The sequence below is a fragment of the Amycolatopsis sp. NPDC047767 genome, assembly GCF_040704195.1.
In the GTDB taxonomy this organism is placed as follows: domain Bacteria; phylum Actinomycetota; class Actinomycetes; order Mycobacteriales; family Pseudonocardiaceae; genus Amycolatopsis.
Map to the genome: position 1 here is coordinate 48715 of NZ_JBEYSJ010000005.1, position 14071 is coordinate 62785.

General features: G+C 69.9%; 13 protein-coding genes. 6 read left to right on the forward strand and 7 right to left on the reverse strand.

The features are described 5' to 3' along the window. Positions 1–366: 366 nt before the first annotated feature. Positions 367–897, reverse strand: coding sequence for a GNAT family N-acetyltransferase (locus tag AB0878_RS11270; RefSeq protein WP_366578823.1), 531 nt, complete (start codon positions 895–897; stop codon positions 367–369). A gap of 151 nt (positions 898–1048) precedes the next feature. On the opposite strand from AB0878_RS11270, the gene AB0878_RS11275 reads away from it, so the two are divergent. Next, entirely contained in the window at positions 1049–1648 is a 600-nt protein-coding gene (locus AB0878_RS11275; RefSeq protein WP_366578825.1) for a hypothetical protein, read from the forward strand. A 19-nt stretch (positions 1649–1667) separates the two neighbouring features. Beyond that, positions 1668–2024, forward strand: a complete 357-nt coding sequence (locus AB0878_RS11280; RefSeq protein WP_366579348.1) for an arsenate reductase family protein — start codon at positions 1668–1670, stop codon at positions 2022–2024. A 201-nt stretch (positions 2025–2225) separates the two neighbouring features. Here the strand turns inward: AB0878_RS11280 and AB0878_RS11285 are convergent, their stop codons facing one another. Continuing rightward, positions 2226–2927 (reverse strand): TetR family transcriptional regulator, encoded by a 702-nt coding sequence (locus AB0878_RS11285; protein WP_366578826.1) that lies wholly within the window; start codon positions 2925–2927, stop codon positions 2226–2228. Positions 2928–3025: 98 nt separating this feature from the next. Between AB0878_RS11285 and AB0878_RS11290 the strand changes: the two genes are divergently transcribed. Continuing rightward, the gene (locus AB0878_RS11290; RefSeq protein ID WP_366578827.1) at positions 3026–4168 is read left to right on the forward strand and encodes an FAD-dependent monooxygenase; all 1143 of its coding nucleotides are present in this window, start codon (positions 3026–3028) and stop codon (positions 4166–4168) included. Positions 4169–4263: 95 nt separating this feature from the next. After that, a complete protein-coding gene (locus AB0878_RS11295) occupies positions 4264–5169 on the forward strand; it encodes an aminoglycoside phosphotransferase family protein (RefSeq protein WP_366578829.1) in 906 nt (301 codons plus the stop codon). 488 nt (positions 5170–5657) lie between these two features. Here AB0878_RS11295 and AB0878_RS11300 read toward each other — a convergent pair whose 3' ends face one another. From AB0878_RS11300 to AB0878_RS11320, 5 genes are read right to left on the reverse strand one after another with little or no spacing between them, the layout of a single operon-like run. Then, a complete protein-coding gene (locus AB0878_RS11300) occupies positions 5658–7403 on the reverse strand; it encodes a glycosyltransferase family 2 protein (RefSeq protein WP_366578831.1) in 1746 nt (581 codons plus the stop codon). After that, positions 7400–8428: a glycosyl hydrolase family 18 protein gene (locus AB0878_RS11305; protein WP_366578833.1), complete on the reverse strand. Its 1029-nt coding sequence runs from the start codon at positions 8426–8428 to the stop codon at positions 7400–7402. Before AB0878_RS11305 ends, AB0878_RS11300 begins: the two co-directional genes overlap by 4 nt. Positions 8429–8472: 44 nt before the next feature. Further along, on the reverse strand, positions 8473–9456 hold the full coding sequence (locus AB0878_RS11310) for an NAD-dependent epimerase/dehydratase family protein (protein ID WP_366578835.1): 984 nt from the start codon (positions 9454–9456) through the stop codon (positions 8473–8475). A 29-nt stretch (positions 9457–9485) separates the two neighbouring features. Further along, positions 9486–10769: a nucleotide sugar dehydrogenase gene (locus AB0878_RS11315; RefSeq protein ID WP_366578836.1), complete on the reverse strand. Its 1284-nt coding sequence runs from the start codon at positions 10767–10769 to the stop codon at positions 9486–9488. Positions 10770–10774: 5 nt separating this feature from the next. Further along, the gene (locus AB0878_RS11320) at positions 10775–11467 is read right to left on the reverse strand and encodes a response regulator transcription factor (RefSeq protein WP_366578838.1); all 693 of its coding nucleotides are present in this window, start codon (positions 11465–11467) and stop codon (positions 10775–10777) included. A 180-nt stretch (positions 11468–11647) separates the two neighbouring features. Here AB0878_RS11320 and AB0878_RS11325 point away from each other — a divergent pair, with 180 nt between their 5' ends. Next, positions 11648–13168 carry a polysaccharide deacetylase family protein gene (locus AB0878_RS11325; protein WP_366578840.1) on the forward strand — a complete coding sequence of 507 codons (1521 nt, stop codon included), beginning with the start codon at positions 11648–11650 and terminating at the stop codon, positions 13166–13168. 211 nt (positions 13169–13379) lie between these two features. Beyond that, on the forward strand, positions 13380–14012 hold the full coding sequence (locus tag AB0878_RS11330) for a hypothetical protein (protein ID WP_366578842.1): 633 nt from the start codon (positions 13380–13382) through the stop codon (positions 14010–14012). The last annotated feature ends 59 nt before the right edge of the window (positions 14013–14071 follow it).

The following is a 14071-nucleotide window of genomic DNA, read 5'->3' on the forward strand; positions in this document are numbered from 1 at the left end:
GGGCGTGCCGCGCTGTTGCGCTGGCCTGAGAGTGCTGCTGCCCTTTCGGCGTGGGCGTACGAGCGCGTTGCCGCTTTGTCAGCTGGGCGTGCCGCGCTGTTGCGCTGGCCTGAGAGTGCTGCTGCCCTTTCGGCGTGGGCGTACGAGCGCGTTGCCGCTTTGTCGGCTGGGCGTGCCGCGCCGTTTGCGCTGACTCGAGCGCCGCCGCCCTTCGGCGCGGGTGTGGGTGCACCGGCGCGTTGACACTCTTTCGGGTGGGCGCTCTACCGCGCCGCTGGGCTGGCGCGGGATCGCTGCCGTTCCTTCGGTGCGGGTGCGGGCGCACCGGTGCGTGGCCACTCTGCCGTGCGCGCCCGCGCCGCGCCGTTAGATGATGTCGCTGTGGCGGATGCGGTACACCTGCAGCCGCAGGTCGTAGTACTTCGTGGTTTCGCCGACCCACTGCATGCCGAGGCGTTTGGCGGTTGCGATGGCGCGTGTGTTGGAGGGGCGCGCCACGGCGAAGAGTTCCTCGGTGTCCTGGGTGAACGCCCACTCGATCAGCGCGCGCGCCGACTCCGTCGCGTAGCCCTGGCCCCAGGCGTCCGGGTGCAGCTGCCAGCTCAGCTCCAGGTCCTCTTGGAACGGCGGCAACAGCCGGATCCCGAGGCCGCCCACGACGGCGCCGTCCGACGTGCGCTCCACGGCCCAGCGGCCGCGCGGCGGGGCCAGGTTCGGCTGGGCTTCCTGCCACGCTTGCAGCACCGAGCGCATCGCGGCGACGTCGGTGACGCGGTCCATCGCGGGCGTCAGCCAGTGGGTGACCTCGTCCGTGCCGTAGATGCGGAACGCGGCTTCGGCGTCGTCGATCGACCAATCCCGGATCACGAGGCGGTCGGTGGCCAGAGGCATGTCCATGGCTGAACGGTACGCCGAAACACCCCTCCACCGGCGGGTGATCCGTGGCACCCGCCGCGACCCGTGGGGCGCTGACCCTCGCGGCTTCGTCCTAGTGGCCTCCTGACTCCATCGTCATAGCTTCCTCACAACCTCCTGCCACGCTCACGACGTGCGTTCATCCATCTCCTTCTTCGTCGCCGGCGCCGCGTTCGTCCTGCTCAGCGCCTGCTCCGGCCCGCCCGCCGCCCCGCAGGTCGCCACGCTCGACACAGGCAGCGCCTCCGCGGGTGCCCCCGCCTCGTCGCCGGCCACCACGGCCGACTCCGACGCCGGTCGCCCGCAGCTGCGCCTCGACAGCTCGCCCGAGGAGAAACAGTCCTACTGGGACGCCTACGACTCCTGCCTCCGCACCAACGGCCACGCCGTCCTCGACGGACGGCACGCCGGCCCGGTCGGCGACCCGAACAGCCCGCCGGCCCTCGACATGAACGACGACAGCCCCCAGTCGAAGAAGGCCGAGGCGGCCTGCAAGAGCAAGCTGCCGCTGCAGCCGCCAGAGCTTTCCCCGCGGACCAACCCGAAGTTCAACGACGAGTTCCACGCCATGGTCAAGTGCATGACCGCCAAGGGCGCCCACGTGCACGTGGCCCCGGACACCAGCGTCGACCCGGACGGCCTCACGTGGCAGATCGACGACGGCTCGTCCGACACCTACGACAACCTCGACAAGCTCGCCGACCAGTGCCAGCAGCAGGCGTTCGCGAAGTAGGTCGCGTACGGTGACCCTCGTGGAAATCTGGGTCAACCCGCGTTGCTCGAAGTGCCGCTCCGCCGTGTCGCTGCTCGACGAGGCCGGCGCCACCTACACCGTGCGCCGGTACCTCGAGGACCCGCCGACCACGGCCGAGCTCGAGGCCGTGCTGGACCGGCTCGGGCTCGACCCGTGGGACATCACGCGCACCGGCGAGAAGGTCGCGACCGAGCTCGGCCTGAAGTCGTGGCCGCGCACGCCCGCCGACCGTGCCCGCTGGATCGAGGCGCTGGCGACGAACCCGGCGCTCATCCAGCGCCCGATCATCACGGCCGACGACGGCACCACAGTCGTCGCCCGCGACGAGGAGACGGTCCGGTCCGTCCTGGGCTGACGCCTCGCTCCGCGTGGGTGGTCTGCTTCGTTCATTCGCCTCCTGATGCGGTTCTCTCCGCGCTATGACTTCAGTGCTCGTGTCTCGGAGCTGTCGTGCCGGTGCCGTCGTGTGCCGTGCTGCCTTGTACTCGTTGACGTGTTCATTGAGTTTCGCTGCGTCGCTGATGTCTCAAAAGTATCATAAAGCGTCTCAATAAAGCTAGTCCTTGAGATGGCGGTACACCGTCGCCCGGGAAACGCCCAGCTCATCGGCGATCTTGGCGGCCGAGAACCCCTGGTCGTGCAGCTTGCGGCACATCACGAGCAGGTTGCCGGTCATCACGGTCGGCCTGCCGCGCCCGGTGTGGGGGCTGGGTTCGTCGAACAGGCGGTGGACGCCGTCGAGCACGGCGGCGCGCAGTTGCTCGGCCGGGCGGTCGGCATACAGGACCACCGGGTCGCTCAGCATGGCGATGGCTTGCGAGGCGCGGATGTCCAGGTTGAGGTCGGAGTCCGGGCCGGCCACGATCTTGTTCGCGCGCAGCATGCTGTCGCGGAAGCGGTCGAACACCGACTGGGACGCGGTCAGCCCCAGGTCGCGCAGGTTGAGCCGCAGCAGATCGCGGTGCCGTAGCCAGACGTCGAGCAGACCTTCGAAGATCGCCTCGCGGGCCGCTTGCCGGTTCGCGTCCAGCGCCTCCGCCGCGCCGACGGTGGCTTCCAGGTCGACCAGCATCGGCTCGGCCATCGCGGCCATGATCTCGGCCTTGCCCGGGAAGTGGTACAGGACCGCGGTTTTGGTGACGCCGACCCGTTCGGCGATCTCCCGCACGGAGGTCGCGTGGTAGCCGTTCGAGGCGAACAGGTCCATCGCGACCTGCAGGATGCGCGCGCGGGTGTCGGGCGGCACGACTTCGTTCATGGTGTCGAATCTACCTCCTTGCCTGACCGGTGGACAGGCGTGTACCGTCGATCCTGACCGTCGGTCAGGAGGACCGCGGCGAGAGGGGATGACGGATCATGACCACGAAGACGGCGCTGATCTCCGGCGCGGGAGTCGCCGGACCCACGCTTGCCTACTGGCTGGCGCGTGCGGGGTACCGGCCGACCGTGGTGGAGCGCGCGGCGGGGCTGCGTTCGAGCGGGAGCCCGGTGGACGTCCGCGGGCCGGCCGCCGAGGTCGCGCGGAAGATGGGGCTCACCGAGCAGCTGCGGGAGGCGGCCACCTCGGTGCGTGGCATGAGGTTCGTGAACGATCGGGGGAAGACTGTCGGGCGCGTGGCGATGGGCGACGGTGGTGGCACCGACGTCGAACTGGCGCGCACGGACCTCGCGCGCATCCTGTACGAGGCAAGCATCGGTGACGCGGAATACGTGTTCCACGACTCCGTGACCGGACTCGAGCAGGACGAGGGCGGGGTGGACGTTACCTTCGAACACGGCGCGCCGCGGCGGTTCGACCTCGTGGTGGGCACGGACGGGCTGCACTCCGGCGTGCGCCGGCTGGCCTTCGGCCCCGAGTCGGAGTTCGTGGAGCACATGGGGGTGTACGTCGCGACCATGCCGCTCGACGAGCCGGTGCCCCACCGGAGCGAGATCGTCATGTACAACTCGCCGGGCCGTGCGGTGGCGGTGCACCCGTCGCGGGAGCGCGGGATCGTGGCGTTCATGTTCCGCCACGCGGCGGTGCCGGGCTTCGACTACCGCGACACGGAGCAGCACAAGCGGTTGCTGGAGACCGCGTACGCCGAAGCGGGGTGGCGGGTGCCGGAGCTGCTCGACCAGGTGCACGCTGCCGGCGACCTGTACCTCGATTCGGTTTCGCGCGTGCGGTTGCCGAGCTGGTCCTCGGGCCGAGTGGTGCTGGCGGGTGATGCGGCGTCGTGTGTCTCGCTGTTCGGTGACGGGTCGACGCTGGCGATGGCCGGCGCGCACACGCTGGCCACCGAGCTGGCGGCGAGTCCGGACGATCCGGTGGCGGCGTTCCGGCGTTATGAGGCGACGCACCGGAAGTTGGTGAATCCGAGGCAGCGCAACGTTCCTGTCGCGGCCGCGATGCTTATTCCCGCCACGCGGGCGGGGATGGCGGTGCGGAACTTCGGGACGCGGTTGGTGCCGTTGGTCAATGCCGCGCAGAAGCTGGCCCTGGCGAAGAGCGCGTGACGGAGTGATTCCTGGTGGAGAGGGGGTGATCGGAATTCGGTGGACAGCGGGTGGGCCGGTGGTTTGGATCTGAGCCATCGACCCGGGGAGGCCTGTTGACCGCAGGGGACATGTCGTCCGATGAAGTGACGATCACGGTGGAAGTGGTGCGGCGGCTGGTCGCCGGGCAATTTCCGCAGTGGGCGGAGCTTCCGGTCGTGCCGGTGCCGTCGCCGGGAGTGGACAACGCCACCTACCGGCTGGGCGACACGATGTCCGTGCGGCTGCCGCGGTTCGCGCGGTGGGAGGGACAGGTGGAGCGTGAGCAGCGGTGGCTGCCGCGACTCGGGCCGCGCCTGCCGTTGACGGTTCCGGTGCCGTTGGCGCAGGGGGAGGCGACTGCGGAGTATCCGTTCCCGTGGTCGGTCTACCGGTGGCTCGACGGGCGGCGTCCCGACCCGGGGCAGCTCGCGGACCTCGGTACGGCGGCTGCGGACCTCGCGGAGTTCTTCCTTGCGTTGCAGGCGATCGACACCGCCGGCGGTCCGCCGCCGGAGTGGAGCAACGGCTTCCGCGGGGTCGGCATGGGCGACGAGCGCGACTCGGCCGTGGTGGAGTCGCGGGTGCGCCCGTGGCTCGCCGCGCTGGAGGGCCGTATCGACACGGTGGCCGCGACGGCACTGTTCGACGCGGCGCTCGCGGTGCCCGCCTGGGACCGTCCGACGGTGTGGGTGCACGGCGACCCCGCGCCCGCCAACCTCCTCGCCCGCGACGGCCGCCTCACCGCGGTCATCGACTTCGGCACCCTCGCCATCGGCGACCCGGCCGCCGACCTCATCGCGGCGTGGACCCTGCTCGACGGCCCGTCCCGCACGGTCTTCCGGACCAAGCTCGCCGTGGACGACGCGACGTGGGCCCGCGGCCGCGCCTGGGCCCTGACGGCGTTGCTGCCCGACCCGAACCGCCCCGCCGGCGCCACGGACACCGCGCGGCTGGAGGAGCTGCTCGCGGACGTGGAGTAGCGGCGCCACACCGCGCTCCGGTAGCGGGATTGGTTCGGTGGTGGATCGCGTGGTGGCCAGGCAGCCTTGGCTGGACGAGCTGCTTGCCGAAAGGGGAGTAGCGGCACCGGCCCACCGCGACCGCAGGCCTCGTTCGGCGGTGGCGTTGCTGCGCGGTCGGGCGGACTTGACCAACGACCTGTTCGCCGAGGTGGAGTAGCGGCGTTGCCCCGCTGCGGGCACGGGCGTGTTTCGGCGGCGGAACCGCTTGGCCGCCGGGCAAAAGTGGCTGGACGGCCCGCGGGCAGACCCGCGATCGCATGCGGTGCGGTGGGTCGGTCTGGTGCCGCGTCGCATGAGGCGCTGCTTGGTCGCAAGCGGATGCGCAGGTCCGGCTGCCGTGCCGGCGCCGCTCGGTGGGTGGCCAGGCGGCGCCGGCGTGAGGTGGGAGATCCGTGATCGGTACGCGGAGAGTGGGCCGGCAGAGGGGCGCTCCGGTGGTGGAGGGGTCAGCCGACCTTTTCGCGTGTGTAGGGGTCGGGCGGCCAGTCCGGGGGCCACTCGGGTGGCCAGTCCGGTTCGGTGTCGGACGTGGGGGATGGGCTGGGGGTGGTTGGAGGTAGTGACGGGAGGGTTCGGCTGGAGCCGTTGGTGTGGGAGGGAATTGTGGGGCTGGAGCCGTTCGTGTGGGAGGGGAGTGTCGGACTGGAGCCGTTGTGGGTAGGGATGCCGCGGGGGAACGGCGATGGGAGAAGGCGAGTGCTGCCACTCGAACCATGGCTGGTGCCCGCAGACGGACCGGGGTTTGCGGCCGAGCCGGTACCCGTGCCCTGGCCTGGCCCCGCGGCCAAACTCGTGCCCGCTGGCATGCCGGCACTGACAGCAGCCAAGCCTGAACCCGCACCAGCGCCGGAACCGACACCAGCGCCGGAACCAATACCAGAGCTGGCGCCGATTGTCGCCAGGTCTGGAGTGGCGGGGATGTCCGTGCTGCGGCGGGTGGGGCTTTGCCAGCGGCCGGAGCCGTCGCGCCAGGCTTGGGGGAGGGTCCAGAGGGCGACGCAGGCGTCGAGGCAGCGGAGGGGGAGGTAGAGGGGCGCCATGAGGAGGTAGCGGGCGCGACGTTCGGTGAGCACGACGGCGAGGGTGAGGAGGAGGTCAGGGACGAGGATGCCGAAGGCGATGGTCGGGAGGTTGACGTAGTGGCCGATCGCCAGGGTGACGTCGCCGGCGATGGGGACGGACAGGAAGCCGGGGATGAGGGCCAGGAGCAGGAGGACGACCGCCAGTGGCAGCAAGGCCATGAAGAGGCTGGCGAGCACCAGTTCCAGCACGTATAGCCCCAGCATGAAGCTGAACAGGTCGGCGTGCGGGCGGAAGCGGCGGACGCTTTGCCAGAACCCGAGGGCCCAGCGGCGCGTCTGGCGGACGTAGTCGCGGAAGGCGTCCGGGTCCTGGGTGACGGCGATGGCCTTCAGTGAGAAGCCGACCTTGCCGAGGCGTTTGCGGTAGACCTCGAACGTCATGTTGAAGTCCTCGATCACCAGGCCCGGGGGGTTGATGTCGATGTGCGGCAACGCTTCCGCGCGGTACAGGCTGGCGAAGCCGGGGACGATGAGGGTCGCGTTGGTGCGGTGCCAGGTCTGGCCGAACTTGAGGAGGCGTTGCAGCAGCGCGTAGATGCGGGCGCGGTGGGCGGTGAACAGGAACGCCAGAAAACCGCGGCGAGAAGCGGACCAGTCGGTGGCGGCGCAGCCGGCGACGGCGACCACGTCGGGGTCGTCGAACTGCGGGAGGGCGGCGTCGAAGTAGTCCGGGTCGAGGCGGGTGTCGGCGTCGAGGAGGAGGACGGCGTCGTAGCGGGTGGCGAGGGAGAAGTGGCGTACGCCTTCCTCCAGGGCGCCGGCTTTGCCGACGTTGGTGGGCGTCTCGGTGACGTTCACGCCGCACGCGAGGGCGAGCTCAACAGTGCGGTCGGTGGAGCCGTCGGACACGACGTGGACGTTCGACGCCGGCACGAGGCGGGTGATGGCGGCCAGTGACTCGCCGATCACCACCTCCTCGTTGTGCGCGGCCATGAGCACGGCGACGCGCGAGCGGTGCACGCGGGCGGGCCGCGAGCGCGGCATCGGCGACGGCCGGGGCGGCTGTGGTGGCCGCACGCGGTCTTCGAGCGCGCGCGCCAGACCGGCGGTGCCCCACAGGGTGAAGTTCACCCCGAAGACGAAAATTGCCAGCAGCCACAGGGGGATCATCGTGCCTCCGCCGGAGTCCAGTAGGTGTCGAGTTTCGACCAGACGAGGTCGTCCTCCGTGCCGAAGAGCCAGAGGTACACCCCGCCGATCCCGAATTGCCGGGCCTGCGTGAACTTGATCGACGCGCTGTACGCGTTCTCGAACCACACTTCGTGGCGCTGCCCAGTCGCGTCGGTGTAGGAGAAGTGAGGCGATTCGCTGAACCCGTCCCACTCGACGGGCACGCCGAACTCCCTCGACCGCCCGTAGGCCTGCACCCACGTGACCGGCACGGCGTTGTGGCCCACCCAGTCGTAGCCGTACATCGGCACGCCCAGCACGATCTTCGAGCGCGGGATCTGCGACGCCGCATACGTCAGCACGTCACGGACCCAGCCCTCGGGCGCGATCGGGCCCGGCGCGGACGTCTGCCAGTGGTAGTCGTACGCCATCAACCGCACCTGGTCGGCCGCGCGGCCCAGCGCGGCGTAGTCCTGCGCCCGATTGCGTTCGTCGTAGCCGGCGTCGGTCGTCTTCGCGAACACGTCCACCGACAGGCGTTTCCCGTTGGCGTGCAACGCATCTGCCAGCCGCGCGACGAACGCTGTGAACGCGGCGCGGTCGGTCGCGCGCAGCTCCTCGTAGTCGATGTCCACGCCCGAGAAATCACCCTGCACGACCAGCCCCACGATGTCCGAGATGTGCCGCGCGGTCGCCGCGGGATCGTGGATGATCGCCTGCACGATCTGCGGGTGCCAGCGCCCCTCGGTGACGTTCGCGATCGTCGGCGTGATCTCCACGCCCGTGGCCCGCAGCCGCGCGAGATCCTCCGTGCGCCGCGACTGCTCGACGAGCCGGCCCTGGGCGTCGAGGCCGTAGAGCCACGGCGACGCCTCGGAGACCTGCGACTCGTGCGCCTGCACCGTCGAGGTCCCCCCGGCCAGGTTCCAGTAGGGGACCGACGCGATCGTGAGCGGCTGCACGGCCGCGCGCGCTCCTCCGTCCCGCAGCAACGTCAGCACCAGCAGCTCACAGACGAGAAGCACGGCGATCCGGACGCGGTGCCGCGACCGGCCGGGTCGGTGCCTCATCAACCGGCGACGGCGGTCCGCAGCTGCGTCCGCCGGTCCTCGATGACGGCGTCGATGGTCTCCCGCAGGCTGTGCACGGCGCGGAACCCGACCTGCTGCGCCGCCCGCGCGCAGTTCGGCACCCGCCGCTGCATGTCCTCGTACCCCTCGCCGTACGCCTCCTGGTACGGAACCCGCACGATCGAGCTGTCGGACCCGGTCGCCGCGATCACCAGCTCCGCCAGCTCCTCGATGCTCACCTGCTCGGGGCTGCCGAGGTTGTAGACGGTGCCGTGCGCCGACTCGTCGTCGAGCAGCGCCACGAGCGCGGGCACCACGTCGAGCACGTGGCAGAAGCACCGCGTCTGCCGGCCCGTGCCGAACACCGTCAACGGCTGCCCGGTCAGCGCCTGGTCCACGAACCGCGGCACCACCATGCCGTAGCGGCCGCGCTGCCGGGGGCCGACGGTGTTGAACAGCCGCACCAGCACCGTCCGCACGCCGAGCTCGCTGCCGTACAGGGAGGTGAACGTCTCGTCGAGCGCCTTCGCCTCGGCGTAGGACCACCGGTTCTTCAACGGCGACCCCACCACGCGGTCGTCGTCCTCCTTGAGCCCGATCGAGGTGTTCTTGCCGTACACCTCACTGGTCGACGTGACGAGGATGCGCGCGTCGTGGCGCAGCGCCGCGTCGAGCACGACCTCGGTGCCCAGCAGGTTGGTGCGCAGGCTGTCGAGGGTCTTCTGCATGATCGTGAACACGCCGACGGCCGCGGCCAGGTGGTAGATCTGCGCGACCCCCTCCATGCACGACTCGACGGCGGCCGGATCACACACGGACCCCCGGACGATCCGCAGCCTCGGGTCGCCGGCGACGGCCGCGAGGTTCTGCTCGGTGCCGGTGCTGAAGTCGTCCAGCACCACCACCTCGCGGTTCTCGCCGAGCAGCCGCTCGGTCAGGTGGGAACCGATGAAACCGGCCCCGCCGGTCACCAAGCACCGCATGGGATACGCCCTTTCGGTAGACAAGAGATTCAGACCAGTTCGCGGTGGGTGGCCGCGTCGAACGTGTACGTGGCGTCGAGTACCAAGGGGCAGTGTTCGATCCAGTCGTAGGACTGTCCGGGGTGGACGGTGTGGATCAGCACGAGGTCGAAGTCCGTGCCGTGCGGGTCGGGGTTGCTCTGGAACGAGCGCCCGCCCAGCTTCAGCTCCGGCACGAGCGGATCGTGGTACTCGACCTTCGCCCCGCCGGCCGCGAGCCGCTCGATGATCTCCAGCGCCGACGACTCGCGCAGGTCGCGCACACCCGGCTTGTACGTCACGCCCACCACCACGATCCGAGCGCCCGCGACGCCGCGTCCGGCGGCCGACAACGTGGCCGTGACGCGGTCGGCGACCTGGCCGGGCCGGTGCGCGATCGAGGTCATGGCCTGGCTGATCAACGGCGCGGACCCGTGGGCCTCGCGCAGCTGCCACAGCAGGTAGTGCGGGTCGCAGGGGATGCAGTGCCCGCCGACGCCGGGGCCGGGGTAGAAGCTCATGAACCCGTACGGTTTCGTGGCGGCCGCGCGCGTCACCTCGATCGGGTCGAGCTCCAGCGTCGAGCAGATGCCGGCGAACTCGTTGGCCAGTGCGATGTTCACCGCGCGGAACGAGTTCTCGTAGAGCTTCGTCAGCTCCGCCGCTTCGGCCGAGGAGACTTCGTGCAGGAGCGGAGTGAGCTTTTCCAGCACGCGCCGGGCGTGGTCGGTGCACGCCGGCGTGCAGCCCCCGACGACGCGCGGCGTGCTCTGCTGCGTGTGCTCGGCGACACCGGGGTCGATGCGCTCGGGGCTGAACGCCACGAACACGTCCTCGCCGATCACGAGACCCCGGTTCCGCAACGGTTCCGCGAGCATCTCGCGGGTGGTCCCGACGTAGCTGGTGGAGGTGAGGATGAGCGTCTGGCCCGGGCGCGCGTGCTCGACCACCGACCGGCACGCCGACCGCAGCGGGCCCAGATCCGGTGTCAGGTAACGGTCCAGCGGCGTCGGGACGCAGATGATCACCGCGTCGGCCTCGGCGAGCCGCGCGGGGTCGCCGGTGAGGTCGAGTCGGTTGTCGCGCCGGGCCAGGTCGAGGCGCGCGAGGTCGGCCTCGACCAGGTCGGGCTCACCGGCCAGGATCGACTCGCGCCGCTCGGCGCTCGTGTCGAGACCCAGCACCCGCGCGCCGTCGGCGTGCAGGCCCAGCGCGGTCGGCAGACCCACGTAGCCCATGCCGACGATGGCGACGGAGATGAGGCCTTCGGTCTCGCTGAGGGGTGATTCGGCCATGAGTGTCAAGGGGTTTCCCCTTTCCATAACGGCGCCTCGCCGTGGGGCTCGATGCCGGCAGCTCGGGCGATCTTGACGACTTCCAGTCCGCTGTGGACTTTCAGTTTGCGGAACAGGTTGCGGGTGTGGGTGCGCACGGTGTTGCGGGAAAGCTGGAGCCGAGCCGCGATCTGGTCGCTGCGGTCGCCGTCGACCATCGCCACCAGCACTTCGCGTTCACGCTCGCTCAGCACGTCGAGAGGGCTCGAAGCCGGCCGGTGCGGAGTGGCGCCGTCGCGGCGCAGCCGGTCGAACAGCACGGCCAGCAGCTCCGGCGGGTACCACGCGTGCCCGGCGCGAGCGCCGCGGACGCGGTCCAGCAGGTCGTCGAGCGAGCTTTCCTTGGGGATCCAGGTGTCGATCCCCGCGTGGGCAGCGCACACCGCGAGATCTCGGTCCCGGCTCGCGGTGAGGGCGACGAAGCGGGCCCTCGGCGCCGCGTCGTGCCAGGTTCGGATCCGCTCACGTACGTCGGTGAGTGACTCCAGCTCCACGGTCACCACGTCCGGCTGCTGTGCGGTGAGCGCGGAGCGCAGCGTCGGATCGGAGGTGGCGCGCGTGCCGACCACCCTGATCCAGGGCACCGCGGCGAGGCTCGACGTCAGCACGTCGGCCACCATGCGGTGGTCCTCGATCAGGAACAGGCGGGTGATGTCCACGCCGCAAAGCAAACAGGCACCGAAACCGGTTGTCCTCAGTCAGCTGTGCGAAAGACGGCTCATACAGATGACGGAGATCCGGCATCTGCGGTAGGCCGCCTCGTCCCTTATGGGGATCCGGGTGCCGGGGGTTGACAATACGGTCAGCGGAGGTATCCCCGATCATTTTGGTGGCCACCCATGGAAAGAAGAACGCGGAAACACCGCAAGGCCCGCAAGGGATTCGATTTCCGGCGGGCACGCGCGCGGCTCGCGGTCTGCGCGGCCGCGCTGCTGTGCGTGCTGCCCGCGTTGGTGGTGGGCGGTTCCACAGCGGGTGCGTCGTTGGCGCGGCCGCTCGGCGTCGTCCTCACCTTCGACGACGGCAACGCGGATCAGATGAGCGCGCTGCCGATCCTGCAGAAGTACAACATGAAGGGCACGTTCTACATCATCAGCGGTTCGGTCGGCGCGCCCAACTACCTGACGCAGGCGAACCTGCAGACGATCAAGAACGCCGGCCACGAGATCGGTGGTCACACGGTGACGCACCCCGACCTCACCACGGTGCCCGCTGACGAGGCGAAGCGCCAGATCTGCAACGGCCGGGCTTCACTGGCCGCGATGGGCTTCGCCGTCACGAGCTTCGCGTACCCGTACGCCGCGTTGAACACCTCCGTCAAGAACAACGTGAAGGCGTGCGGCTTCAACAGCGCCCGCGGTCTCGGTGACCTGGCTTCGGCACACGGGTGCGCCGGCTGTCCGGCGGCCGAGACGACCAAGCCCGCCGACGCGTACGAGATCAAGGCGCTCGACGAGGACGACAACACCTGGACCCTGGCCCAGATGCAGAGCGCGGTGACCGCGGCCGAGCGCAACGGCGGTCTGCTCACCTTCACCTTCCACCACGTCTGTGACGGCACCGGGTGCGACGAGCTGTCGATCTCCACTTCGCGGCTCGACCAGTTCCTCTCGTGGCTGAACGGGCGCAAGAGCGTGGGCACGACGGTGAAGACGATGCAGCAGGCCATCGGCGGCGCGACGAAGGCGGTCGTGACAGCGCCGGCGTCGGCGAACACCGGCCTGGTGAACACCTCGCTCGAAACCTCGACCAGCGGCACCGGGTTCCCCGACTGCTACATGCCGGGCGGCTACGGCGGCAACACGCCGACGTGGACGAGAACCACGGACAAGCACACGGGCACGTACGCGCAGAAGCTCGACGTCGCCAGTTACACCGACGGTGACGCGAAGCTTTTGCCGACGTTCGACCTCGGGGCCTGTACCCCGACGATCGCCGCGGGCAAGACCTACACGATCGGCGTCTGGTACAAGTCGACAGCGATCACGCAGTTCTCGCTGTACTACCGCAACACGCAGGGCTTCTGGGCGTACTGGACGTCCGGCCCGTGGCTCGCGGCGGCGCCGAACTGGACCCAGGCCACGTTCACGACTCCGGCAGCACCCGCGGGCGCGACCGGACTGAGCTTCGGCCTCGGGCTCATCGCCAACGGCTCGGTGACGACGGACGACTACTCGTTCGCCGCGGGTGCCGGTGCTGCCGCGGCGGCTGCCATCAAGGCGTCCACCACGGGTCCGCAGCGGTTCAGCGTGACGAGCCGCAACTCCTCCAAGGCCGGCTCGTTCGGCCGCAACGCGAAGCCGCTCATCCCGGCAACGCGTCCTGGGCAGGTCATCGCTCCCGTGGAGCCCGGTGACTGACGCCCGTTCCCCGTCGCTGCCCGGCGCTCGCCGCCGGGCAGCGACCCGGGTCAGATACGCGGTGTGGGGTCTGGCGGCCGTACTGACCACCGCGTCCTGCACCGGCGCGCCCGTCCACTCCCCTGGGGCGGGCGCGCCGGCGGACCCGCCCTCGGCCGCGCCCGTCGTCCCGCCGTCGGCACCCTCGTCCTACCCCTGGCACACCAACATCGTGGCGACGACGTTCTGGGTCGGCGAGATCTTCGACCCGAACGCCGCGGACGGCAGCCAGGTCGAGTCCGCGTACGACGACCGGTGGCTCGACCACTACGGCGGCTGCGACGGCGTGGTCACCGCCGGGAACTGCGACACCGAACCACGAACGGCGGCGAACGGATTCTTTCCCACGCGCATGACGCCGCGGGAAAACCCGTTCTACCTCGATGTTCCTTATGACGATGTGGGAGACGAGGTGGCAAATCGCCAACGCGCGGCCGTGGTTCCGTGGGCATCTGACGAACGCTATTCCGCGCAGGTTTCCGACCGCAGCTTCAGCCTCTTGAAAAATCGCTGGGTACGCATCCGCCGCGACGGCAAGATCTGCTACGGCCAGATCCAGGACGCTGGTCCGGGCCAGTACGACGACGCCGAGTACGTGTTCGGTACGGCCGACGCCAGGCCGGCGAATGATCGTTTCAACGGCGCCGGGATGGACGTCTCACCTGCGTTGAACGGATGCCTCGGATTCGCGGAGCTCAACGGGGACAACGATCGGATCGACTGGCAGTTCGTCGACGACTCGGCTGTGCCGCCGGGTCCCTGGAAGATCATCGTCACCACGAGCGGTGTCACGCACGACAGCTGATTCCCGCCTATTCGCCGACGCCCGGGTTATGCGTGAGTAACGTCCCCAAGATCGCGGAC

Excerpts from the sequence above, each read along its gene's own strand:
- AB0878_RS11270 (WP_366578823.1), bottom strand. The coding sequence starts at position 897 with ATGGACATGCCTCTGGCCACCGACCGCCTCGTGATCCGGGATTGGTCG.
- AB0878_RS11285 (WP_366578826.1), bottom strand. The coding sequence starts at position 2,927 with ATGAACGAAGTCGTGCCGCCCGACACCCGCGCGCGCATCCTGCAGGTC.
- AB0878_RS11290 (WP_366578827.1), top strand. The coding sequence starts at position 3,026 with ATGACCACGAAGACGGCGCTGATCTCCGGCGCGGGAGTCGCCGGACCC.
- AB0878_RS11300 (WP_366578831.1), bottom strand. The coding sequence starts at position 7,403 with ATGATCCCCCTGTGGCTGCTGGCAATTTTCGTCTTCGGGGTGAACTTC.
- AB0878_RS11310 (WP_366578835.1), bottom strand. The coding sequence starts at position 9,456 with ATGCGGTGCTTGGTGACCGGCGGGGCCGGTTTCATCGGTTCCCACCTG.
- AB0878_RS11315 (WP_366578836.1), bottom strand. The coding sequence starts at position 10,769 with ATGGCCGAATCACCCCTCAGCGAGACCGAAGGCCTCATCTCCGTCGCC.
- AB0878_RS11325 (WP_366578840.1), top strand. The coding sequence starts at position 11,648 with ATGGAAAGAAGAACGCGGAAACACCGCAAGGCCCGCAAGGGATTCGAT.